The organism is Paenibacillus sp. JNU01 (assembly GCF_059130585.1).
In genome coordinates, this window is sequence record NZ_CP169723.1 from 3,111,955 (window position 1) to 3,135,393 (window position 23,439).

Annotated in this window: 15 protein-coding genes, 13 tRNA genes, 4 rRNA genes and 1 pseudogene; 3 read left to right on the top strand and 30 right to left on the bottom strand. The window is 46.8% G+C overall.

Annotation, left to right across the window (positions count from 1 at the left end; genetic code table 11):
- Positions 1-129 precede the first annotated feature (129 nt).
- From glmM to ppc, 6 genes are all read right to left on the bottom strand, one after another.
- Complete coding sequence (glmM, locus tag NLBNIHML_RS13500) at positions 130-1,470, bottom strand: phosphoglucosamine mutase (RefSeq protein WP_494354557.1); 1,341 nt, start codon at positions 1,468-1,470, stop codon at positions 130-132.
- A 72-nt stretch (positions 1,471-1,542) separates the two neighbouring features.
- Positions 1,543-3,036: a CdaR family protein gene (locus tag NLBNIHML_RS13505; protein ID WP_494354558.1), complete on the bottom strand. Its 1,494-nt coding sequence runs from the start codon at positions 3,034-3,036 to the stop codon at positions 1,543-1,545.
- Positions 3,029-3,865: a diadenylate cyclase CdaA gene (gene cdaA / locus NLBNIHML_RS13510; RefSeq protein ID WP_017692119.1), complete on the bottom strand. Its 837-nt coding sequence runs from the start codon at positions 3,863-3,865 to the stop codon at positions 3,029-3,031. The genes NLBNIHML_RS13505 and cdaA overlap by 8 nt, the downstream gene beginning before the upstream one ends.
- Positions 3,866-4,179: 314 nt before the next feature.
- Positions 4,180-4,794, bottom strand: coding sequence for a zf-HC2 domain-containing protein (locus NLBNIHML_RS13515; RefSeq protein ID WP_339237968.1), 615 nt, complete (start codon positions 4,792-4,794; stop codon positions 4,180-4,182).
- Between the two features lie 136 nt (positions 4,795-4,930).
- Complete coding sequence (gene sigW / locus NLBNIHML_RS13520) at positions 4,931-5,497, bottom strand: RNA polymerase sigma factor SigW (protein ID WP_264933311.1); 567 nt, start codon at positions 5,495-5,497, stop codon at positions 4,931-4,933.
- Positions 5,498-5,757: 260 nt separating this feature from the next.
- Complete coding sequence (gene ppc / locus NLBNIHML_RS13525; RefSeq protein WP_339237973.1) at positions 5,758-8,550, bottom strand: phosphoenolpyruvate carboxylase; 2,793 nt, start codon at positions 8,548-8,550, stop codon at positions 5,758-5,760.
- 580 nt (positions 8,551-9,130) lie between these two features.
- Here ppc and NLBNIHML_RS13530 point away from each other — a divergent pair.
- A complete protein-coding gene (locus tag NLBNIHML_RS13530; protein ID WP_339237975.1) occupies positions 9,131-9,469 on the top strand; it encodes a WGxxGxxG family protein in 339 nt (112 codons plus the stop codon).
- A 206-nt stretch (positions 9,470-9,675) separates the two neighbouring features.
- On the opposite strand, the gene NLBNIHML_RS13535 is transcribed toward NLBNIHML_RS13530, so the two are convergent.
- The 19 genes from NLBNIHML_RS13535 to NLBNIHML_RS13625 all read right to left on the bottom strand — a co-directional run bounded on the left by NLBNIHML_RS13535 (position 9,676) and on the right by NLBNIHML_RS13625 (position 17,460).
- Positions 9,676-9,746: transfer RNA gene (locus NLBNIHML_RS13535), tRNA-Gly, on the bottom strand.
- Positions 9,747-9,756: 10 nt separating this feature from the next.
- Positions 9,757-9,830 (bottom strand) — tRNA-Pro (locus NLBNIHML_RS13540).
- 16 nt (positions 9,831-9,846) lie between these two features.
- Positions 9,847-9,923 (bottom strand) — tRNA-Arg (locus tag NLBNIHML_RS13545).
- 6 nt (positions 9,924-9,929) lie between these two features.
- Positions 9,930-10,004, bottom strand: a tRNA-Gly gene (locus tag NLBNIHML_RS13550).
- Between the two features lie 10 nt (positions 10,005-10,014).
- Positions 10,015-10,095, bottom strand: a tRNA-Leu gene (locus tag NLBNIHML_RS13555).
- 6 nt (positions 10,096-10,101) lie between these two features.
- Positions 10,102-10,177, bottom strand: a tRNA-Lys gene (locus NLBNIHML_RS13560).
- Positions 10,178-10,183: 6 nt separating this feature from the next.
- A tRNA-Gln gene (locus NLBNIHML_RS13565) sits at positions 10,184-10,258 on the bottom strand.
- A 9-nt stretch (positions 10,259-10,267) separates the two neighbouring features.
- A tRNA-Val gene (locus NLBNIHML_RS13570) sits at positions 10,268-10,343 on the bottom strand.
- Between the two features lie 7 nt (positions 10,344-10,350).
- Positions 10,351-10,422, bottom strand: a tRNA-Glu gene (locus NLBNIHML_RS13575).
- 10 nt (positions 10,423-10,432) lie between these two features.
- Positions 10,433-10,505: transfer RNA gene (locus NLBNIHML_RS13580), tRNA-Thr, on the bottom strand.
- A gap of 3 nt (positions 10,506-10,508) precedes the next feature.
- A tRNA-Asn gene (locus NLBNIHML_RS13585) sits at positions 10,509-10,584 on the bottom strand.
- 84 nt (positions 10,585-10,668) lie between these two features.
- A 5S ribosomal RNA gene (gene rrf, locus NLBNIHML_RS13590) occupies positions 10,669-10,785 on the bottom strand.
- A 74-nt stretch (positions 10,786-10,859) separates the two neighbouring features.
- Positions 10,860-13,786 (bottom strand): 23S ribosomal RNA (locus NLBNIHML_RS13595).
- A 210-nt stretch (positions 13,787-13,996) separates the two neighbouring features.
- Positions 13,997-14,072 (bottom strand) — tRNA-Ala (locus NLBNIHML_RS13600).
- Positions 14,073-14,095: 23 nt separating this feature from the next.
- A tRNA-Ile gene (locus NLBNIHML_RS13605) sits at positions 14,096-14,172 on the bottom strand.
- 38 nt (positions 14,173-14,210) lie between these two features.
- Positions 14,211-14,327 (bottom strand): 5S ribosomal RNA (gene rrf / locus NLBNIHML_RS13610).
- A gap of 100 nt (positions 14,328-14,427) precedes the next feature.
- Positions 14,428-15,979, bottom strand: a 16S ribosomal RNA gene (locus NLBNIHML_RS13615).
- Together the 16S, 23S and 5S rRNA genes with 13 tRNA genes alongside form the textbook arrangement of a ribosomal RNA operon.
- A 478-nt stretch (positions 15,980-16,457) precedes the next feature.
- Entirely contained in the window at positions 16,458-16,688 is a 231-nt protein-coding gene (locus tag NLBNIHML_RS13620; RefSeq protein ID WP_017692114.1) for a hypothetical protein, read from the bottom strand.
- A gap of 154 nt (positions 16,689-16,842) precedes the next feature.
- Positions 16,843-17,460: a stage II sporulation protein M gene (locus NLBNIHML_RS13625; protein WP_494354559.1), complete on the bottom strand. Its 618-nt coding sequence runs from the start codon at positions 17,458-17,460 to the stop codon at positions 16,843-16,845.
- Between the two features lie 122 nt (positions 17,461-17,582).
- Between NLBNIHML_RS13625 and pdaB the strand changes: the two genes are divergently transcribed.
- On the top strand, positions 17,583-18,359 hold the full coding sequence (gene pdaB / locus NLBNIHML_RS13630; protein WP_036607219.1) for a polysaccharide deacetylase family sporulation protein PdaB: 777 nt from the start codon (positions 17,583-17,585) through the stop codon (positions 18,357-18,359).
- Positions 18,360-18,457: 98 nt separating this feature from the next.
- Here pdaB and NLBNIHML_RS13635 read toward each other — a convergent pair whose 3' ends face one another.
- Entirely contained in the window at positions 18,458-19,090 is a 633-nt protein-coding gene (locus NLBNIHML_RS13635; RefSeq protein ID WP_339257558.1) for a KinB-signaling pathway activation protein, read from the bottom strand.
- A gap of 125 nt (positions 19,091-19,215) precedes the next feature.
- Between NLBNIHML_RS13635 and gerD the strand changes: the two genes are divergently transcribed.
- Positions 19,216-19,968: a spore germination lipoprotein GerD gene (gene gerD / locus NLBNIHML_RS13640; RefSeq protein ID WP_339237981.1), complete on the top strand. Its 753-nt coding sequence runs from the start codon at positions 19,216-19,218 to the stop codon at positions 19,966-19,968.
- Positions 19,969-20,057: 89 nt separating this feature from the next.
- On the opposite strand, the gene NLBNIHML_RS13645 is transcribed toward gerD, so the two are convergent.
- From NLBNIHML_RS13645 to NLBNIHML_RS13660, 4 genes and pseudogenes are all read right to left on the bottom strand, one after another.
- On the bottom strand, positions 20,058-21,158 hold the full coding sequence (locus NLBNIHML_RS13645; RefSeq protein ID WP_339237983.1) for an Mrp/NBP35 family ATP-binding protein: 1,101 nt from the start codon (positions 21,156-21,158) through the stop codon (positions 20,058-20,060).
- Positions 21,159-21,237: 79 nt separating this feature from the next.
- A complete protein-coding gene (cwlD, locus tag NLBNIHML_RS13650; RefSeq protein ID WP_339257562.1) occupies positions 21,238-21,993 on the bottom strand; it encodes an N-acetylmuramoyl-L-alanine amidase CwlD in 756 nt (251 codons plus the stop codon).
- A 67-nt stretch (positions 21,994-22,060) separates the two neighbouring features.
- Positions 22,061-22,225, bottom strand: a pseudogene (sat, locus tag NLBNIHML_RS13655) (sulfate adenylyltransferase); the annotation flags it as partial.
- 191 nt (positions 22,226-22,416) lie between these two features.
- Complete coding sequence (locus NLBNIHML_RS13660; protein WP_339237987.1) at positions 22,417-23,109, bottom strand: phosphoadenylyl-sulfate reductase; 693 nt, start codon at positions 23,107-23,109, stop codon at positions 22,417-22,419.
- Between the last annotated feature and the right edge of the window lie 330 nt (positions 23,110-23,439).

The following is a 23,439-nucleotide window of genomic DNA, read 5'->3' on the forward strand; positions in this document are numbered from 1 at the left end:
TTACGAAGTATGTTTCCTTTGGAAACATTGTGGTTGCTCAGGTAGTTTGCCTACACTCCGCTACTTCATTTCTATCTTCATTCCATCTTCTTGGTACTGAAAACCAGACTTTTTGAACACGTACCAATCCTATACCAGTTCTTTTTGAACTACATCCGCGATTTGAGACACAAATTGTTCAAGTTCGTCTTTATCTGGTCCTTCTGCCATAACACGGATCAGAGATTCTGTCCCAGAAGCACGAACGAGCACACGCCCATTATCGCCAAGTTGTTGTTCTACTGTAGCAATAGCTTGCTCAATTGTAGAATTTCCTTCATATTTGCTCTTATCTTCAACACGCACATTCACCAATACTTGTGGGTACTGGGTCATTAGCGCTTTGAGCTCACTCAGTTTTTTACCGGAAGCCTTGAGCGTATCCACGAGTTGAATCGCAGTCAGCATGCCATCTCCCGTTGTATTGTAATCCAGGAAAATAACATGGCCAGATTGCTCTCCGCCCAGGTTGTAACCGCCGCGACGCATTTCCTCCATCACATAACGGTCACCTACTGCAGTTTTAGCTGTTTTCAGTGCAAGTTTCTCTGTTGCTTTGTAGAATCCGATGTTACTCATAACCGTTGATACAACGGTGCTGTCCTTCAACTTGCCTGCACGATTCATGGCATCACCACAGATACACAGAATGAAGTCTCCATCCACCTCAGCGCCAGTCTCATCAATAGCAATCAGACGATCTGCATCCCCGTCAAAAGCAAGACCCAGATCCGCTTTATGTTTGAGCACTTCCTGTTTCAGGTTCTCTGGATGCGTTGAGCCACATTGCTCATTAATATTCAGGCCGTTTGGCTCAGCGCCAATGGCAATGACTTCTGCACCAAGTTCACTGAATAATTTCGGTGCCAGCTCATAAGCTGCTCCGTTCGCACAGTCCAAAACAATTTTAAGACCAGAGAACGACTCATTAACCGTCGTTTTCAGGAAGTCGAGGTAACGATAACGGGATTCCTCATCCATCGTTACTGTACCTAGACCGCCACCCACTGGTCGTGGCAATTGATCTGTCTCCGCATCCATCAGCTCTTCAATCCGGTTCTCTGTCTCATCGGACAGCTTGAAGCCATCTCCCCCAAAGAACTTGATACCGTTATCCTCTACAGGATTGTGGGAAGCCGAGATCATCACACCTGCGTCAGCTTTCAGCAAACGTGCAATATATGCTACTCCGGGAGTGGATACAACGCCCAGACGAATTACATCAGCGCCAATGGACAACAGACCTGCAACCAGTGCGGATTCCAACATCAATCCCGAGATACGAGTATCCATGCCAATAACCACTTTTGGTCTTTCCACACCACCTGCAAGCACGTAACCACCACAACGTCCAATGCTGTAAGCAAGCTCTGCCGTTAACTCTTTATTGGCAACTCCTCTTACACCGTCTGTACCAAAATATTTCCCCATGATTTAACTCCTTCTATTCGCATCATATACGAGCACTAATATTATTTTTTGAGAATTTTAAAATTAGAACGTTTACGGATTCGTGCCACTTTTACTGCCAGTACCGCTGTTATTATTATTTAAATTACCTCGACTGTTTGTGTTACCCTGTTGGCCCTGATCCTGAGTATCCGTATTCGATTCCGTTTCTTCTTCATCAGGAACAGGCTCAGTTCCCCCATTTTCGACCTCGGCTGGTGAAGGGTCAGGTGCTACCGTTCCCTCGTCAGTCGGCTCTTCGCTAGGAGTAGTCGTTGTGTCTTCAGCCTTTTCGCTAATTTTGACCGTTGCACTCAGAGCATTGGACGATTCATCCAGTTTGGCAAAACGGGGCAGGTCGGCTTCAAGCTTGATCTCATGCGTTCCAACCGCAAGTCCAGCAAGATCACCTGTCAACTTGATATCCTCACTACTCAGACCCTCAAGCATGCTTGGTGAGCCTGTGAGTGTAAGGTTCAGACCGCCGCTTCGAGGCGTAACCAGCGTCCCTTCCAGTCCATTTCCCGCACCGGTAAGTGTGATGGGGACGTTCGGAAAGACTTTCGTTGTCTCCTCTGCCTCGTCAAATGGTGATATGGTTACCTTGAGCTGAATCGAACTAGGCTCGATTTTCTCAAAACCGGAAGGCGGCGTCAAGTCCACGTTAACTGTCGATGTACCCGACTGATCAAACTGGGTAAGATCAAGGGTTACTTGGTCGTAGGACTGTATACCCGCAAGCGCATCCTCAGATCCATAAACCGAGACTTCTTTCACGCTAGGCTCTACTGTGGAGAGAACCAGGCCTTCTGGTAGCTGTCCCGAATATTTGATTCTTAAGGGTATAGATGTATAGGGCTGACTGACCGGAACTCGGACTTCAACCGTTTGAGGCGTTATAATCGCGTTTTCAAGGACCTTACCTTCAGCATCGTATGCTTGAAGCTTCACTTTTTTCTGTATGACATCTTCCTTGGCATCTTTTACGCTCAGACTGCCCTGGACCTTCGCTACTGCCTCGAGTTGTCCTTCGGGCAGAGTTACCTTGACCGGCGTCGAAGGTTCAATCACGGGCGTTCCAGCGCTGTATCCGGCGGATGGTTCCCCTTCGGGTACAATATTCACATTGAAGGATTTGGTGCCCAATTTTTCTACATTCACGGTAACCATGGAAGGCTCCATACTGACTACTTCCACCCCGGATGGCAAATCAGGTACAAGCGGCAGTGTATTCGACCCATCTTTCACTTGGCTCAGATCCACCAGTACCTTGTAATCATCATTGGTAAAAATCGATGTGAGCATCGAACGCTGTCCTTTAATCTCCAACCGGACCTCATCCGTACTTAATGAAGTAAGCACATAGCTGTTGCTGTCTAATCCATAAGGTTGAACAGGCACCGTACGTTCCACAACCTTATTGGTTGTGCCTGTTGTAATCGTAGGGGTGGTTGGTACTTCATCCAGATGAATCATGAACCAGAGCAGCAGACTCACCGCAAGCGCAAGTATTTTGGCGAAGTTATTATTGTTAAACCACTTATCCATTGTTACGTCCTCCCTTCCGTTTCCAGAAGGTTGTCCAACCATTCTTTTTCAGATTGGATGTAGGGCGCAACTCCTCATACAGTTTGGCAATCAGTGATTCTTCCTTAATATCACGAACGACCTGCCCGTTCATCGCCAGTGATACTTGTCCGGTCTCCTCGGAGACAACCAAACAGATCGCATCTGCAACTTCGGTGATCCCGATGGCTGCACGATGGCGTGTCCCCAATTCTTTACTGATAAACGGATTCTCTGATAATGGCAAATAACAAGCTGCCGCCGAAATCTGTTTCCCTTGTATAATGACGGCTCCATCATGGAGCGGTGTATTTGGAATAAAGATGTTAATCATCAGCTCCGAGCTGACCAGAGAGTGCATCTTAATACCCGATTCTGTGTAATCGTTCAGACCCGTTTCACGTTCAAATACGACCAATGCGCCGATTTTACGCCGTGACAGATAATTAACAGACTTAATAATCTCACCAATTAACACCGTTAACTCTTCATCACTCGCTGCCGCTGAACGACCAAATAGCTTACCGCGTCCCAATTGCTCCAGACCACGACGCAGTTCCGGCTGAAAGATAATGAACACCGCAACGACACCAAACGTAAACATTTGGTTCATTAACCATTTGAGCGTATACAGGTTTAGCCACGTACTTAATGCCCAGATCAGCACAAGGAACAGAATTCCTTTCAGGAGCTGAACAGCACGTGTACCCCGCACAAGCAAAATCAGTTTGTACATAATATAGGTAACGATCAATATATCGATAACGTCCTTAATGGACTCTGTCCACGTTAAGTCAGCAAAATAATTCATAAGCCAGCCCCCGCTATCCCCATTGATGAGTAAACCCTGATCTCATATTAACCCATTAGGATTTTATATAATCCTTTGTCTACGCATTTTTGCATCATTCGATATATACAAAATGCTTATCTATATGTAGTAGTATGTTCTCTTTAGTATCTAGGTTATAACGTTAACGTTCAGGTTGCAAGTTACGGCAGTCTCAAACTGCACATAAACATCACATTTACCATGAATTACAAAGTTTACGTATAAAAAAAGAGTACCCCATGCAATCTGGAGGTACCCTGCTTGGTATATACCATTGAAGATTTTACCCTGTTCTAGCGATAAGCCACTTCATTTACCATATTGGTTATTTTGTACCAGACCCAGTCCAGCGCTTGATCAATACTTTTCACCTGACCCGAAATATGCGCCGTTGAAGCCTGAAACAGTTGTCCGTCGATAACCGTCAGATTGCCGTTCACATCACCATATACTTGTGCGGTTCCATTTTCTATCGTAAGATCGCCAGCAATTGACTTACCTTCAGGAACAATAACCGTGTTACCTTGAATCACGATCTGGTCCAGATTATTTCCCTTAACAACCATTTCGTTATTCTGATTCCAGAAATTCAAGGCGCTAAAGAGCATCACGACCAAAAAGAAGGCTGCCGCCGTCAGCGCGGGATGTCCTTTGACCCATTTGAGCCATATTTGCTGTCTCTTGGGCTGGGGCAGAGCATTCATAATTCGATTGGTCAGCTCATCAGAGGCAGACGGTGAATAGTGTTTCATGGCAAAGAGTAGCATTTCCGTCTGTTCCAACTCTTTAAAGCGCATGCGACAATCCGGACAGATCACCAGGTGACTTTTTAATTCAACCTTCTGGGCCGGGGACAACGACTCATCCAAACATTCATGCATTAAAGAGACGGCCGAGTTGCAATCCATATGAGAGCCAATCCTTTCTTAAATCACTTAGTCCATGAGCCATTAAAAAGCACGCATAAGACTTGCATACATTACATACGCATCCGTTTCGGATATGTTTCAAATAATTTTGCCCATATTTCAAGGCGTATAACATTTATAACTTGTATTCCAATTTTTTACGTAGAAAATCACGGCCCCGATGAACGCGTGTCTTGATCGTTGTTACGGGCATACCTGTCACGTCACTGATTTCCTGTAACGACAAGTCCTGTAAATACCTTAGAATCATAACGGACTTATACTTGGCTGGCAAACTGTCAATGGCTTCACGAATGAGCGTTTGCGTCTCTGACAGCAGTGCCTCACTCTCTGGTGTACGATCATCACTCGGAAGCATCGCATAACCATCCGATCCTTCCTGATCATTCAGTTCAGCATCCAAAGAGTATGAAGGTTTCTTTCTGCGCAGTCGGTCAATACACAGATTGGTCGCGATCCGGTAGATCCAGGTTGAAAACTTCTGGTTCGGATCATACTTCTCCATATTGCGAAACACACGCAAAAACGTCTCCTGCACAACGTCCTCAGCTTCATGACGATTGTTCAGCATCCGATATGCCAAATGAAACAGCTTGTCCTTATATAGTTCAACGATTTCTGCGAAGGCTCTCTGGTCGCCTTTAAGCACCAGTCTCACAAGCCTATTCTCCAAATTGTCCACCCTTATTCCCCCAGACATGCTGATGGGTCTTCCGTCTTCTGATACCCGTCCACACTTGTAATTCACCAATCAAATCGTAAATCAACTTTGGTCAAAAATCAAGACTGTATGACAAATATCCGCCAAAAACAGTAAAAACGGGAACTCCTGCAGGAGTCCCGTTTCATCTCTCACTCCGTGGAGTAGAGAATGGAGCTATTATTTAACAACGTAATGGGTACTTTGTTACATATAATTTTTCAGATGCAGCAGTTGAATCCTCAACCTGTATTACGCAGCCCTGCAGCGATGCCATTGATGGTCAGCAACACTTCTCTCAGCAGTTCCGTATCGTCCTCACCACGTTCACGCATATCTCTGAGCTCACTCAGAAGCTGGACCTGCATGTAGGACAACGGATCAACATAAGGGTTACGAAGACGAATGGATTCTTGAATAACTGGTACATCATCCAGAATTTCAGCTTCTCCGGTAATTTTCAGAATAAGCTCTTTTGTAAGCTTGAATTCAGATTCGATTTGTCCATATATGCGATCCCGTGCTTCCTTGTTGGAAGTCATGGCTGAGTACTCTTTGGCAATTACCAGATCTGCCTTCGCTACAGCCATCTGAACCGTATCAATCAGCGTGCGGAAGAATGGGAAGCTTGCATACATTTCTTTTAGGACAACCAGATTTTCCTCTTTATCCTGATAGAAACTTTGTAGCCCTGTTCCTGCCGCATACCATGCTGGAAGCAGATAACGACTTTGCGTCCAAGCAAATACCCAAGGGATTGCTCTCAGATCTTCGAACTTGTCGCTACCTTTCCGTTTGGACGGACGCGAACCAATATTCAGTTCACCCACCTCTGGAAGCGGTGTGGATTCCTTGAAGAAGGTAAAGAAGTCCGGATCACGGAAAATCAAATCCTGATATTTCGTCAAAGATACTTGTGAAATCTCTTTGATGATGCTGTCCCAATGACGCTCGGATTCTGATTCTTGCGGCTCAAGACCATTCAGTGCTGCTGTAATCAGTGCAGAAGTTGCCTGCTCCAGACTACGGTATGCAATTCCCTGAAGGGAGTAACGAGAAGAAATAACCTCTCCCTGCTCTGTAATCTTGATGCCTCCACCAATGGTATGTGGTGGTTGAGCAAGAATACTGCGATTGAGTGGCATGCCGCCACGTCCAAGAGCTCCGCCACGTCCATGGAAGAACTTCAACTTAACGCCGTGTTCATTACCTACAGCCGTGATCGCATTCATTGCTACACGCAGTTCCCAGTTGGCTGTAACCACTCCGCCATCCTTGTTACTGTCGGAATAACCTAGCATGATTTCATGTAGTTCATTCCGTCCTTTTACGCTTGCACGGTATACAGGAAGGTTAAATAGCTTCTGCATAATGTCCGAAGCCGCATGAAGGTCATCAATCGTTTCAAACAGCGGTACCGCTTGAAGTGTAGATACAACCTCACCATTGTTTCCTTTGGTGAATAAGCCTACTTCCTTGGCAAATACCATAACCTCCAGCAAGTCACTTGCGCCCTGTGTCATACTGATCAGGTAACTTGTGATACAGCCGGTCCCAAATTCGTTCTGGGCACGCTTAATGGTACGAAAAACATCCAGACACTCTTTGGTTCCCTCCGTGTATTGGTGATAAGGAGAAGTAAGCGGACGCGGATCATCAAGCAAACGAGCAAGCAGATCGATTTTACCGTCCTCAGTCAGACGCGCATAATCTTCTACAATGTTCATTTTCGCCAAAATCTCCGACATCGCATTTTCATGTTCCTGACTGTGCTGACGCACATCCAATGCTGCGGTATGGAAACCAAACAACTCAACTTGACGAATCATTTTGCGAATAGTTGTATCCGCTACGTAATCGGCAAAATGATGGCGCAGACTTCGATCAATAATCATCAGATCATCAATCAAATCCTGAGCGCTATGATAACGGTCAGCCTGACCTAATTTGTTCTCATCCAATACATTGTTCAACTTGGCAATCATATAGGCCAATTTGATGCGGTATGGCTCTTTTTCATTCCGCCACATATCCACTTTTTTCAACGTTACACAACTACGGTCCTGCTCAATCGACTGCACCAGCTCATCCGATACGTGGATGATGTTCGTGCTGAAGCTGAGATGGCCCATAAGTTCAATCATAATCCGTTGGTATTCACGCAAAGCGAGCTTGCGCTGCATCAACAACGTCTGCCATGTTACATCTGAAGTTACCGAAGGATTTCCATCCCGGTCTCCACCGATCCAGGAACCGAACCGCAAATACGTCGGCACATGCCAGTCATGGTCAGGGTAAAATTTGTTCAGGCAGCGTTCCAGCTCCTGATATACATCCGGAAGTACGTGGAACAACGTTTCATGAAAGTAGTACATCCCGTTCCGCACTTCATCGAGTACAGTCGGTTTGCGGTCGCGAAGTTCATCTGTCTGCCAGAGTGTAATAACCTCATTCAGCAGTTTCTCACGCAACTGTTCACGTTCACGCAACGTCAGCGTAGGATTATCAAGTAGCATGACATCTTCGGATATCCGTTTGTGGATGTCCAGAATAACCCGGCGCATGGCTTCGGTTGGATGAGCTGTCATAACGAGTTCAAGCGACAAATCGTCGAGAATCTCTTCCACCTCTGTATGAGACAATCCACGTTCCTTAAGATCCTGTACTGCTTTCTCAATCGATCCTGGCTGCACAGCGTCCCCTGCAGAACGTTCATAATCCCGTTTACGCCGGATCCGATGGTTTTGTTCAGCAATATTAACTAATTGAAAATAAATAGCGAATGCCCGAATAACCTGATGACGATTGTCCGAGTCTAATTCCTGGATCATCGTTTTGAACTCTGCATAGAGTTCTGGCAGAAATTCTGCACGCAACGATTTGCTCGTTTCCCGAATCTTCTCAACGATATCTAGAAGCTCCGTGCCGCCTTGATGGACAAGAACTTCTCCGAGTATATTGCCCAGGAACCGCACGTCTCGCCGAAGCAGGTTGTTGGATTGGCTTTTGCTGGCGGTTACCATAGTTTCAGTCATGCTTATCCTCCCATCTGATCGTTCCATTCGTACACGCAAATTTGACACCTTCATAACATCATACAATAAAATGGTACGAAAATCTTCATTTTTCTACTAGAAAAAATGGGGATTATCCCCGATTTACAGCACAAAAACACGCTTTTTTATTCATTTTCTTGTTCTGCTTCAATTAATGGTCATATGCTGTCGCATGATACCTTTTTCACATACTTTAGATAAACCTAAGGTCTCATACCTATACCTAAAAACTCATAAATATACAATTAATCTAGATATGAGTAACCGTACATGTTTATAAGGTAAAACCGCATAATTTCATTATTTGTAACCAGGTTCATACAAAGAAACATGACCGGCAAAGCAAGCTTTTGTATACTTTACCACAGTGACGCAATAAATTAAAGATGTAAATATAATTTTCTTCATAGTACAGTCTGCTTTTTAGAAAAGTTTCTTATGTATTTTGTCCTAACATACTGTAATTAAAGGATAACTTTACAGATCATTCCTACATAGTTTTCTTGTCCTCTTGGGCAGATTAATCTGTAGCTCTAAAAAAAAAGGAGGACTCAACTCAATGAAAAAAGCTACAACGATTATTGCTTCTGTGCTTCTCGTCGCCTCTTTAGCTGGTCCTGCTGCTGCTGATAATCATATGACCAAAGGAATGGACACCAACGGTTCACGTGTCCAGTCTTATCAGGACAGCAACTACATGAATCGCACAAATACCAACATGAACATGAACATGGATGGGAACTACCGCAACAATGGTGACTATCGTACGAACAGTGTTCGTGCTAACGCCGCAACAACCAATCGGGATAATGGTATGGATTGGGGCTGGCTCGGTCTGCTGGGACTCCTCGGTTTAGCAGGCATGCGTAGAAGAGTAACCGATCACAACGAGCGCTAATTAGCCAAATCCCAGCCTAACTGATGCTCTAAAAGCATCTTCTTCCCAAATAGTAAACAAAAGAGCCAAGCGACCCTATTTAGCATACAGAGGTCGTTTTGGCTCTTTATAATAAACCTGTAAAGCTACATAATATAACTGCTTCTTCGCGCATAAAAAAATAAAAAACCCTCCACATATGCGGAGAGTTTTTTATAAATAATGTAAGCGGGTGATGGGAATCGAACCCACGCTATTAGCTTGGAAGGCTAAAGTTCTACCATTGAACTACACCCGCATAATAACAATCGGGATGACACGATTTGAACATGCGACCCCCTGGTCCCAAACCAGGTGCTCTACCAAGCTGAGCTACATCCCGATATTAATGAAAATAATGGCGCGCCCTGAGAGATTCGAACTCCCGGCCTTTTGATTCGTAGTCAAACGCTCTATCCAGCTGAGCTAAGGGCGCAAATATTGGAGCGGAAGACGGGAATCGAACCCGCGACCCTCGCCTTGGCAAGGCGATGCTCTACCGCTGAGCCACTTCCGCAAATAAAGGATGCGCGTGGAGGGACTTGAACCCCCACGTCAAAGACGCTAGATCCTAAGTCTAGTGCGTCTGCCAATTCCGCCACACGCGCATATAATGGTGAGTCATGAAGGGCTCGAACCTTCGACACCCTGATTAAAAGTCAGGTGCTCTACCAACTGAGCTAATGACTCATAAAATGGCTGGGGATATAGGATTTGAACCTATGCATGACGGAGTCAAAGTCCGTTGCCTTACCGCTTGGCTAATCCCCAATAATTAGATGGTGGAGGCTGAGGGGATCGAACCCCCGACCCTCTGCTTGTAAGGCAGATGCTCTCCCAGCTGAGCTAAGCCTCCATCTATATGACCCGTAGGGGATTCGAACCCCTGTTACCTCCGTGAAAGGGAGGTGTCTTAACCCCTTGACCAACGGGCCCCATTTCCAAAGCTCTCAACCGGGATCGAACCGGTGACCTCATCCTTACCATGGATGCACTCTACCTACTGAGCTATGAGAGCAAATGGCTCCCCGAACAGGGCTCGAACCTGTGACAACTCGATTAACAGTCGAGTGCTCTACCAACTGAGCTATCAGGGAATAATATGCATTTGCAGGGCAAATGCAATTCATCGTACAACGTCCACATGCAGAGCCTGTTTTCTATGTATGATGAAAGAGTTCGCTTGGCGGCGTCCTACTCTCCCAGGACCCTGCGGTCCAAGTACCATCGGCGCTAGAGGGCTTAACGGTCGTGTTCGGGATGGGTACGTGTGGAACCCCTCCGCCATCGCCACCAAACGCGGTGCTTACATTTCAGAGATCGTTCTCTGAAAACTAGATTCGAAACGAAACATGCGAATGATCACTTGCTATTGGATAAGCCCTCGACCGATTAGTACTGGTCAGCTCCATGCATTGCTGCACTTCCACCCCCAGCCTATCTACCTCGTCGTCTTCAAGGGGTCTTACATACTGGGAAATCTCATCTTGAGGGGGGCTTCACGCTTAGATGCTTTCAGCGTTTATCCCGTCCGTACATAGCTACCCAGCGGTGCTCCTGGCGGAACAACTGGTACACCAGCGGTACGTCCATCCCGGTCCTCTCGTACTAAGGACAGCTCCTCTCAAATTTCCTACGCCCACGACAGATAGGGACCGAACTGTCTCACGACGTTCTGAACCCAGCTCGCGTACCGCTTTAATGGGCGAACAGCCCAACCCTTGGGACCTACTTCAGCCCCAGGATGCGATGAGCCGACATCGAGGTGCCAAACCTCCCCGTCGATGTGGACTCTTGGGGGAGATAAGCCTGTTATCCCCAGGGTAGCTTTTATCCGTTGAGCGATGGCCCTTCCATGCGGTACCACCGGATCACTAAGCCCGACTTTCGTCCCTGCTCGACTTGTAGGTCTCGCAGTCAAGCTCCCTTATGCCTTTGCACTCTTCGAATGATTTCCAACCATTCTGAGGGAACCTTTGGGCGCCTCCGTTACTCTTTAGGAGGCGACCGCCCCAGTCAAACTGCCCACCTGACACTGTCCCCGCACCGGATTACGGTACCAGGTTAGAACCTAGATACGATCAGGGTGGTATCCCAACGTTGCCTCCACACAAGCTGGCGCTCATGTCTCTCAGGCTCCCACCTATCCTGTACAGATCGTACCCAAATTCAATATCAAGCTGCAGTAAAGCTCCATGGGGTCTTTCCGTCTTGTCGCGGGTAACCTGCATCTTCACAGGTATTAAAATTTCACCGGATCTCTCGTTGAGACAGCGCCCAAGTCGTTACGCCATTCGTGCGGGTCAGAATTTACCTGACAAGGAATTTCGCTACCTTAGGACCGTTATAGTTACGGCCGCCGTTTACTGGGGCTTCGGTTCACAGCTTCGGATTGCTCCTAACCACTCCCCTTAACCTTCCAGCACCGGGCAGGCGTCAGCCCGTATACTTCGCCTTACGGCTTCGCACAGACCTGTGTTTTTGCTAAACAGTCGCTTGGGCCTTTTCACTGCGGCCCCCTCGTGCTATTCACACTACCGGGGCACCCCTTCTCCCGAAGTTACGGGGTCATTTTGCCGAGTTCCTTAACGAGAGTTCTTCCGCGCGCCTTAGAATACTCTTCTCGCCTACCTGTGTCGGTTTGCGGTACGGGCACCTTCACCTGGCTAGAGGCTTTTCTTGGCAGTGTGAGATCATGACCTTCGCTACTACAATTTTCGCTCCCCATCACAGCTCAGCCTTAATGATGTGCGGATTTGCCTACACATCAGCCTCACTGCTTAGACGGACATCCATCAGTCCGCGTCACTACCCTACTGCGTCCCCCCATTGCTCATAACGGCTTACGGTGGTACAGGAATTTCGACCTGTTGTCCTTCGACTACGCCTTTCGGCCTCGCCTTAGGTCCCGACTTACCCTGAGCGGACGAGCCTTCCTCAGGAACCCTTAGGCTTTCGGCGGATCAGATTCTCACTGATCTTTTCGTTACTCATACCGGCATTCTCACTTGTATAATGTCCAGCGCTCCTTACGGTACACCTTCAACCCTTATACAACGCTCCCCTACCCCTGATACATAGTATCAAGCCATAGCTTCGGTGGTGTGTTTAGCCCCGTTACATTTTCGGCGCAGAGTCACTCGACCAGTGAGCTATTACGCACTCTTTCAATGGTGGCTGCTTCTAAGCCAACATCCTGGTTGTCTGTGCAACTCCACATCCTTTCCCACTTAACACACACTTGGGGACCTTAGCTGATGGTCTGGGCTGTTTCCCTTTTGACAATGGATCTTAGCACTCACTGTCTGACTCCCGGAAGTAAGTCTATGGCATTCGGAGTTTGACTGAGCTTGGTAACCCTTGCGGGCCCCGCACCCAATCAGTGCTCTACCTCCACGACTCTGTTTTCCGAGGCTAGCCCTAAAGCTATTTCGGGGAGAACCAGCTATCTCCGAGTTCGATTGGAATTTCTCCGCTACCCCCACCTCATCCCCGCACTTTTCAACGTGCGTGGGTTCGGGCCTCCAGTGCGTGTTACCGCACCTTCACCCTGGACAGGGGTAGATCACCCGGTTTCGGGTCTACGTCCACGTACTACATCGCCCTATTCAGACTCGCTTTCGCTGCGGCTCCGGCTCTTCACCTTAACCTTGCACGGGAACGTAACTCGCCGGTTCATTCTACAAAAGGCACGCCATCACCCCTAAAACGGGCTCTGACTTTTTGTAAGCACACGGTTTCAGGTTCTATTTCACTCCCCTTCCGGGGTGCTTTTCACCTTTCCCTCACGGTACTGCTTCACTATCGGTCGCTAGGAAGTATTTAGCCTTGGCAGATGGTCCTGCCGGATTCATACGGGGTTTCACGTGCCCCGCACTACTCGGGATCCGTCTCGGAGGGAACAGACTTTCAACTACAGGGCTTTTACCTTCTTTGGCGGGCCTTTCCAGACCTCTTCGCTTAACCGGTTCCTTTGTAACTCCATGTGAGACGTCCCACAACCCCAAAGAGCAAGCTCTCTGGTTTGGGCTTCTCCGCGTTCGCTCGCCGCTACTGACGGAATCACTATTGTTTTCTCTTCCTCAGGGTACTTAGATGTTTCAGTTCCCCTGGTATGCCTCTACATAACCTATGTATTCAGTTATGAGTAACTGGAAATTACCCCAGCTGGGTTTCCCCATTCGGACACCCCCGGATCAAAGCTTGCTTACAGCTCCCCGAGGCAGTTTCGTTGTTCGCCACGTCCTTCATCGGCTCCTAGCGCCTAGGCATCCTCCGTGTGCTCTTAGTAGCTTAACCAAATTGCTCCGGTTTCGATTGCTCGCTTCCCTTGTTTTGGACTGCGTCCAAAGCCAAAAGTCGCTCCCACTCGATACCATCGCAACAGCAATTAACTACCGTTTTTATTGAAACTTGTTTACACAAGTTCAGCTAAAAAGGAATGTTCTAATTCGCATTTACTTTCGTTTCGATATCTAGTTTTCAAAGAACAAACTTGTAAAACATTTTTGGTGGAGCCAAGCGGGATCGAACCGCTGACCTCCTGCTTGCAAGGCAGGCGCTCTCCCAGCTGAGCTATGGCCCCATATAAAGTTTTAAAGGTATAGATGGTGGGCCCTGGTGGACTCGAACCACCGGCCTCACCCTTATCAGAGGTGCGCTCTAACCAACTGAGCTAAGGGCCCACATTATATATACTTTTTTCGAACCCAAAATGGGTTACGCTTGGCGGCGTTCTACTCTCCCAGGACCCTGCGGTCCAAGTACCATTGACGCTGAAGGGCTTAACGGTCGTGTTCGGGATGGGAACGTGTGGAACCCCTTCGCTATCGCCACCAAACGTTTTGAGAGTTTGAGCTCTCAAAACTGAGCAACGAGTGAGTGTTTTGCAGCTAAGCTGCGTATTTGAATGTTTCCACGCGGGAAACGATTCTCCATAGAAAGGAGGTGATCCAGCCGCACCTTCCGATACGGCTACCTTGTTACGACTTCACCCCAATCATCTATCCCACCTTCGGCGGCTGGCTCCTTGCGGTTACCCCACCGACTTCGGGTGTTATAAACTCTCGTGGTGTGACGGGCGGTGTGTACAAGACCCGGGAACGTATTCACCGCGGCATGCTGATCCGCGATTACTAGCAATTCCGACTTCATGCAGGCGAGTTGCAGCCTGCAATCCGAACTGAGACCGGCTTTTTAGGATTCGTTCCACCTCGCGGCTTCACAGCCCGTTGTACCGGCCATTGTAGTACGTGTGTAGCCCAGGTCATAAGGGGCATGATGATTTGACGTCATCCCCACCTTCCTCCGGTTTGTCACCGGCAGTCACCTTAGAGTGCCCACCCGAAGTGCTGGCAACTAAGATCAAGGGTTGCGCTCGTTGCGGGACTTAACCCAACATCTCACGACACGAGCTGACGACAACCATGCACCACCTGTCTCCTCTGTCCCGAAGGAAAGATACATCTCTGTACCGGTCAGAGGGATGTCAAGACCTGGTAAGGTTCTTCGCGTTGCTTCGAATTAAACCACATACTCCACTGCTTGTGCGGGTCCCCGTCAATTCCTTTGAGTTTCAGTCTTGCGACCGTACTCCCCAGGCGGAGTGCTTAATGTGTTAACTTCGGCACCAAGGGTATCGAAACCCCTAACACCTAGCACTCATCGTTTACGGCGTGGACTACCAGGGTATCTAATCCTGTTTGCTCCCCACGCTTTCGCGCCTCAGCGTCAGTTACAGCCCAGAGAGTCGCCTTCGCCACTGGTGTTCCTCCACATATCTACGCATTTCACCGCTACACGTGGAATTCCACTCTCCTCTTCTGCACTCAAGTCACCCAGTTTCCAGTGCGATCCGGGGTTGAGCCCCGGGATTAAACACCAGACTTAAATGACCGCCTGCGCGCGCTTTACGCCCAATAATTCCGGACAACGCTTGCCCCCTACGTATTACCGCGGCTGCTGGCACGTAGTTAGCCGGGGCTTTCTTCTCAGGTACCGTCACCTTGAGAGCAGTTACTCTCCCAAGCGTTCTTCCCTGGCAACAGAGCTTTACGATCCGAAAACCTTCATCACTCACGCGGCATTGCTCCGTCAGGCTTTCGCCCATTGCGGAAGATTCCCTACTGCTGCCTCCCGTAGGAGTCTGGGCCGTGTCTCAGTCCCAGTGTGGCCGATCACCCTCTCAGGTCGGCTACGCATCGTCGCCTTGGTGAGCCGTTACCCCACCAACTAGCTAATGCGCCGCAGGCCCATCCCCAAGTGACAGATTGCTCCGTCTTTCCAGTTTCCTTCAGGCGAAGAAAACAACTATTCGGTATTAGCTACCGTTTCCGGTAGTTGTCCCAAACTTGAGGGCAGGTTGCCTACGTGTTACTCACCCATCCGCCGCTAAGCATCAAAGAAGCAAGCTTCTTATCAACTCCGCTCGACTTGCATGTATTAGGCATGCCGCCAGCGTTCGTCCTGAGCCAGGATCAAACTCTCCAATAAAGTATTGAAAAGAGCGATAAGCTCATTTTGAATCTGACGAGATTAAAAATCTCAATTGTGCTCCAGTCGATCCAAGCCAAGGCTTGTCTCAAACTTTCGCGTTCATTCTGCAAGCAGAATGTTTACTCACTCGTTGTTCAGTTTTCAAAGATCAAACATTCAATTTAGTGCTGTTTTTCATGTTGTCGTCGTTTCAGCGGCGACTTTTATAATATATCATGTTCAAGTTCTCTTTGCAAGCATTATTTTTCGATTATTTTCAATCATTTCATTTTCATGCTTGTTTTGGCGAACCGCTCCTAAAAAAGGAACGAAAATTAATTTACCATATGAATTTAGAAAGGTCAACCCTTTTTCGACAAAAAGTATGATCCCCTCAACAATTTCACACTTTCACGGTTCAGAGGTACAGCCCCCGCTATCAAGAGCCGCACCTCACTTCAATTACTGTGAATCGAATATATGACTAGCTGCAGCATTAAGGCTTCGACTTTTTCAGCTTCCCACCCCTTGCATACTTGGACAACTCTTTTGGCGGGGCAAATCGCGCATACATGCGGAACACAGTCTTATATCGGCTCGCAATGGCGTATTTAATCTCTTGGTCAAGACGGTTATCACTCAGATCAAAAAGCATCTCATCTAATTCTTTACGCAGCACATAGTCTAGTTCCTTGCATTCCTTCTCGTTAAACAGCATACCCAGCATTAGAGTTCTCCTTTTTGTGCATAGCCTCTTTATCACACACCTTCACAAGTTCCATGCAGCACCCCGTGCATTCGCTTTTGTGAGTGCTGCTGGAACCCGTTTTATTGTTATGGTCAACTTTCTGAAAATTTATGAATGCCAACCATCACAAAATTTAACCCCTCACCAGAGTATAGGTAAGTGTGCTTTCAATAATTGCTGCAACAAGAAGCAAGATAACAACCCAGAAGGATGCCGTTAACGTCCTATTCATGAATGCTCTCCACCGGGTACCCAACGTATTTCGTTTGTCACTTCCAAGTTGTACAAGACTTTTAATAACCAGACCACCAAACTTCAGTCCGAATGCGCAAGCAATAATAATGACGGGAATCTCAATAATGCCATGCGGAAGCAGGCCTTTAACCACAATATCATAGAAAGTTGCTCCATAATTCATGGTGGTGTGCACTACAAATCCAAGGACCATCCCATTGATTAGCAGGAAGATGACAGGCAGAATACCGAAAAATATACCAGCGTAGATGACGAGCACACTTTTGATTGCATTATTAAAAAAGATAAACAGGAAGAAGTTCCACTGCACATTCCCCCCCTGCTCCAGCCGCTCACTAACTTCACGTAATCCTCCAATTTGATTCAACAACAGCTCTTCCAGTGGCCCTGTGCTCACCCATCCTGCCCCTATTCCAACAGCAAACAATACCACAGACCAGATTAATGCACTGCGGATGGAACCAAGATCTCTAAGAAATGTACTCAATTTTAACATAATAACCTCCTGTAGAATCTAAAATGATGGACAAACAAGGTGCCGTTACGAATAACTGGGGAGTACGAGCATACATTGGAGAGTAAACAAGCATTTCTTATGGGAGAGGGGCGCTTATTGAAATGAACTCGTTCTATGTATTTAGCGGCAAAAAGATTAAACGGTACCTGATTGTCCTCGTTGCTGCCATCTTTGCGATCGGTATTATTTATCTGGAGAGAGGCAATGTCTCCGTATTCTCGGAGGAAGCACCATCAGCCGTCTACAGCGTTCCAACCGAGAAGAAGGTAATTGCACTTACCTTTGACATTAGCTGGGGAGATAAACGGACAGAGCCGATTCTGAAAGTTCTTCAGGAGAATAAAGTGCAAAAGGCAACCTTTTTCCTTTCCTCCCCTTGGAGCAAGACACACCCCGAAATTGTTACTGCCATCAAAGAGGCAGGATATGAAATTGGCAGCCATGGTCACAGACATGAGAACTACAGCAGCCTGACCGAGGAAGAAATTCGCAAAGAAATTTCGACAGCTCATAGCATTTTAACCGATTTAACGGGAAAAGAACCGAAATTACTGCGTCTGCCCAACGGGGACTTTGACAAGCGAGTGCTTCAGGTAGCCAATAGTCTGAATTATCAGGTTGTTCAGTGGGATACCGACTCTTTGGATTGGAAAAACCCCGGAGTACAAACCATTGTTGATCGCGTAGTAAGCAAAGCACATCCAGGGGACATCGTACTGCTGCATGCAAGCGATTCTTCTAAACAGACTCATGAGGCACTTCCTGTCATTATCGACAAATTAAAAAATCAGGGCTATGAATTCGTAACTGTATCAGAATTGCTTAACCATTCCAGTGTGGAAGGTAAGGAAGTTCGTGATCAAGCCAGTGGTCAGTAACTGGCAGATTGCCGGATCTACAGACTCTATACGAGCTTAAAAGTTGAAAAGAGCTAACCAGGTTAGCTCTTTTTGGTATGTTTTATACTAAACGAAATTTATGCTCGACTTTCATTCAACTGTTCTGCCTTTCCACTTACGCTGGGCTTCGCTGATACATCCACAAGCCTATGCAATATCAGCATTTGGTATGCATTACATAAGAGCAAGGGTACCACAATAAATATGGTTGCCGCATTCACATCAATACGCAATACGCCAATCGTCTCCACTATGGTGACCGCAATCATGAAGAACAGTGTAGGTACAAGCGCGGAGAGATGAGTCAGCTTTACTTTAACGTAAGCGGTAACAATTGCAGCCGCCAAAATAATGATACCCAACACAATATCCGACATGCGCTCCCGGTCTCCGCCAACAAACAGGCGTAAAAACATTACGTCAAGCAGCGCTAGAACCGTTAGTACAATCTGCACGATCTGCCAACTACGCTTAGGAAATACACCTTTACCCATGTAATTCAATATCAGATATGCAAAGAAACCCATTTGTGAATACACGCTGATCATAACCCCTGATCCAAATAGGATCAAAAGATACAGAAGAAAATCATTTAATCCATTTGTTTTCTCCCCGTTCACCAGCATCATAATCAATCCTGTACCTAATGCTCCCGCTGCCCCAATAAGCAAGGCTGTCCAAAACAGGAAAAACCATTTACGTAAATTCAAATGTTTTCCACCCCCGAGTGTTTATTTTACCAACCTTCTCAGCAAAAAACCATCATTGCTCAACATATTTCACCCTTTCCCATCACATACTACATCCAGTATCTAATCAAGGAGGGATTGTACACATGAAACGGCCTTTGTGGCAGCTATGCTGTGTCGTACTGGGGCTATCCGTCATGCTTGCCGGCTGCGGTTCAGATCAGAGTTCTTCGCCTCCTCAGGGCAGTTATAAAGAGATGAAAACAATGGTTGTAGATATTTTGAAAAGTGACGAAGGCAAGAAAGCAGTGGAGGAAGCTCTTACAGGTCAGAGCTCATCCAGCGGAAACAGCAGTTCGGAAGAAGGTGGCGGTTCAGGTGGTGCTTCGGGATCCATTGGTATGAAAATGTTAATGCCTGTGCAATCTTCGGAACAAATACGTATTGCAGTAAAAGATACCATCACAGCTCCCGAATATAAGAAGGAATTCGAAAAGATCATGACTGATCCGCAGTTTGCGGGGGAATTTGCCAAGGTGATCAACGCACAAAGTAAACAACTTCATATGCAATTGATTAAAGATCCCACATATCAAAAGTCTGTTGAAGACATCATGAAGTCACCTGAGGTATCCAAAATGTTCATGGATATGACAAAGACTCCAGATTACCGTAAACAGACGATGACTGTCATGCAGGAAGTGATGCAAAACCCATTGTTCCGCATGGAAGTACTCACTTTGCTCAAGAAAGTTGTACAGGAAGAGTTGCAACCGAAAGTGGAAAGTGGCGGAAAACAGGGGGAAGAGCAAGGCGGACAGCAAGACGGTCAGGGCCAAGGTGGTAGTGATGGCGGAGATGGTGGAAGCAGTGGAGATTCGGGCAGCGGAGGTTCTTAAACAGTAGGTGTTTAATTGCGCACCACAGATACTGAAAAGCCTGCATCCAAGTGGACGCAGGCTTTACTTGTATTTATAACACCCAACCCTTAAAACTGGGATTCAATGGACCGGGCCACTTCATCGTAGATAACCCCTATACGAGAATCTGCTTTGTAAACGGAAGGTGAGAAATCAGGCTCAGAAGGATGATTATCCGGCGTGCCTAGTGGAATCTGGGCAAGCAAGCTTGTGTGCAGACTTTCCGCAAGTCTTCCCCCGCCTCCACGTCCAAAGACATAATCCTTCTCGCCGCAACGGCCACATTCATAATAAGCCATGTTCTCAACCACACCAAGCAACTCATGATCGGTCTGAATGGCCATTGCACCCGCACGTGCAGCGACAAAAGCTGCTGTTGCATGTGGCGTGGTCACAATAATTTCCTTGCTCTGTGGCAACAACTGATGCACATCCAAAGCAACATCTCCCGTACCTGGTGGCAAATCCAGTAACATATAATCCAACTCGCCCCACTGGACATCAGTAAAGAATTGACGCAACATCCGGCCGAGCATGGGTCCTCGCCAGATCACTGGATTGTTCTCCCGAATAAAGAAGCCCATGGACATCACTTTGACTCCGAAACGTTCAACCGGTTGGATAACGCCATCTTCAACGACCGGATATTCTTCAATCCCCATCATGTCAGGTACACTGAAGCCGTAGATATCCGCATCAATCAAGCCTACTTTCTTGCCTTGACGTGCCAAGGCTGCAGCGAGATTAACGGTCACCGTTGATTTACCAACGCCACCTTTACCACTGGCCACTGCAATAAAACGAACCCCTGATTCAGGACTTAACAACTCATGTCCATCCAGGCCCGCTGCGTGACCTTTTACGAGCACTTCGTCCCGATCCGGCTCTTTATCAGGTTGTCCCATATTCAGGCTCTCACGATCATGCTCAGAAGCTGCACGTACGCGAATATGTACATCCCTCAGTCCGTGCTGGGATAACAAATTACGTGCTGCATCACTCAAGGCTGTTGAATCCTCAGGTCGATTTTCCAGTGTCACTATGGTCAGAGCCACATGATTTTCTTTCACCATAATATCTCGAACCCATTCCAGTTCGGTCAGACTTACTCCCAATTGTGGTTCTTGTAATGGCTGTAATAGTTCAAGTATCTGTTCTTTTGATAACATCAGACAGCACCTCAGCTTTATCTATTGGCATGTAATTAGGTATGCTGAACCAATTATATCATTACCTTTATTATTCTGACTAACTTTTAGGCCGTTCTCCTGAGGAATATCTGAGAATCCCATTATAGATCGATGCAGCTACCTTGCGTTGATAAGCTTCATCAGCAAGCATACGTGCCTCTTCCGGATGAGAAAGGAAGCCCACTTCTACCAGTGCTGAAGGAATCTTCAGAGCCTGTAACAGGTAAACCGTGTTTACCGTTTTGGCGATTCGATCTGTATTCTCCAGATTACGAACCATCTCTTGTTGAAGCAGATTAGCCAAACCTTCGTTATCCGGATGGTTAGGTGTATAGAAAACCTGCGCTCCACTCCATCGGTTGGATGGGACACTGTTCATGTGAATGCTAATAAAGAGATCTGCTTGCTTATCCTCTATCCGCCGTACTCTTTGTTTCAGATCTTCCGTCTTTCGTTTGGAGTACCCCTTGGTGTCCGCTTCTGCCAAATCTGTGTCTATCTCTCGTGTCATAACCACCAAGGCCCCTGCCTGCTGCAAATAATCTCTCACATACAAGGCAATAGACAGGTTAATATCTTTTTCAATAACCCCCTGCTTACTTACCGCTCCTCCATCTGGACCTCCGTGCCCTGCATCAATAGCAATGACTTTGCCTGCCATCGGTAAACTCCAGTAGCCTGACGTCTTGGCAGAAGGCAGCTCATAAGACATCACCGCCACTAACATGGCCAGCAGACAGAGGCTCAGCATGACTCTTTTGATTGTTTTTAACCTAATCCAGACTACAAAGTGTTTCCCCATATTTTTACGCATAAAAAACCACCTCGTCCCTATAAATGACTCTAATCATCTATATGGGACAAGATGGACAATTATACCGCTAGGACGGGACTTGCTCCGCCATTCCTTCAATCAGCACCTCAGCTACCTCAGGACGTGTAAATTCAGGAGGAGGGCACTGACCGTCTCGGAGCAACCCACGTACTTCGGTGCCGGAAAGCGCCATATGGTGTTCCTTATCATGTGGACAAGTTTTGCTGGATGCCTAGTGCGTCTACAATCTCCATAGCGCTCTTTTGAATGTACTCATGATTCCCGCTGGACCGGATTACGTGTCTGAAAGCCGACTACTGTCTTCCAACAATTGCTCCCGTTCTTTTCCTTGCACGACACGCTGAACCAGCGTACCTCCATGTGACAGAATTGATGTCATCTTGTCAGTTCCTTGTGTATCTATTATTTATGAAGGCCACATTCCGTTTTATCATTACCAGACCAGCGTCCAGCACGAGGGTCCTCACCAGGCATAACCTGACGTGTGCAATGCTCACAGCCAATACTCGGGTAGTTCTGATCATGAAGAGGATTATACACAACGTTATTATCACGAATATATTGCCATACATCCTCTGTGGTCCAATGTGCAATCGGATTAAACTTCATCAGGCCAAATTTAGTATCATATTCAACCTTCTTGGAGTTTGCACGAGTTGGTGCTTGATCTCTACGAATACCTGTAATCCATGCATCATACTGAGAAAGAATTCGTGTTAACGGTTCGACTTTGCGAATGTTACAGCACGCATTTGGATCAGACTTCCACAATTCTTCACCGTGTTGAGCTGCCTGTTCTTCCGGAGTAATCTTAGGAGACACGCGTACAAATTCAAGGTTGTAGTTCTCTTGCATCTTATCCCGTGTTTCGTATGTTTCTTTGAAGTGGAAATCAGTATCCAAATAAAAAATATCTGTCGATGGGCTGATCTTCTGCAACATATCTACAAGTACAACATCTTCCGCACCAAAGCTACATGCAAAAGTGATATTAGGAAATGTTTCAATAGCATACCGAATAATATCCTCTGGACTCGCAAGCTCCAGTTCCTCTGCCTTCGTGCGCGCCAATTCTTCTTTCTCCAATAAGTTCATCTGCGTATTTTCCCCCATTCTGCATTTCAATACACGTTAAAGCCGACTAATCTAATATGAATTATGTTTAGTATAAATCTTTCATTGGAGATGTCAATGCCTGCCATATGGTAAAATAGATCATTTTTTTCTCTTTTTGATCGTCGCTATCGTAAATAATTTGGTTCAATTTATCCTTTTCTCTGTTCATGAGATAAAAAATGAACTTGGCCCAAGTCATTGGGCTGGGTAGAATACATTTCATAGCCTAGAAATGCTTTGCTGGTGCTGAGTTTGAACAGTTTATATCGCCAGGAAAGCATCAGATTATCAATCATCGATTAACATGAA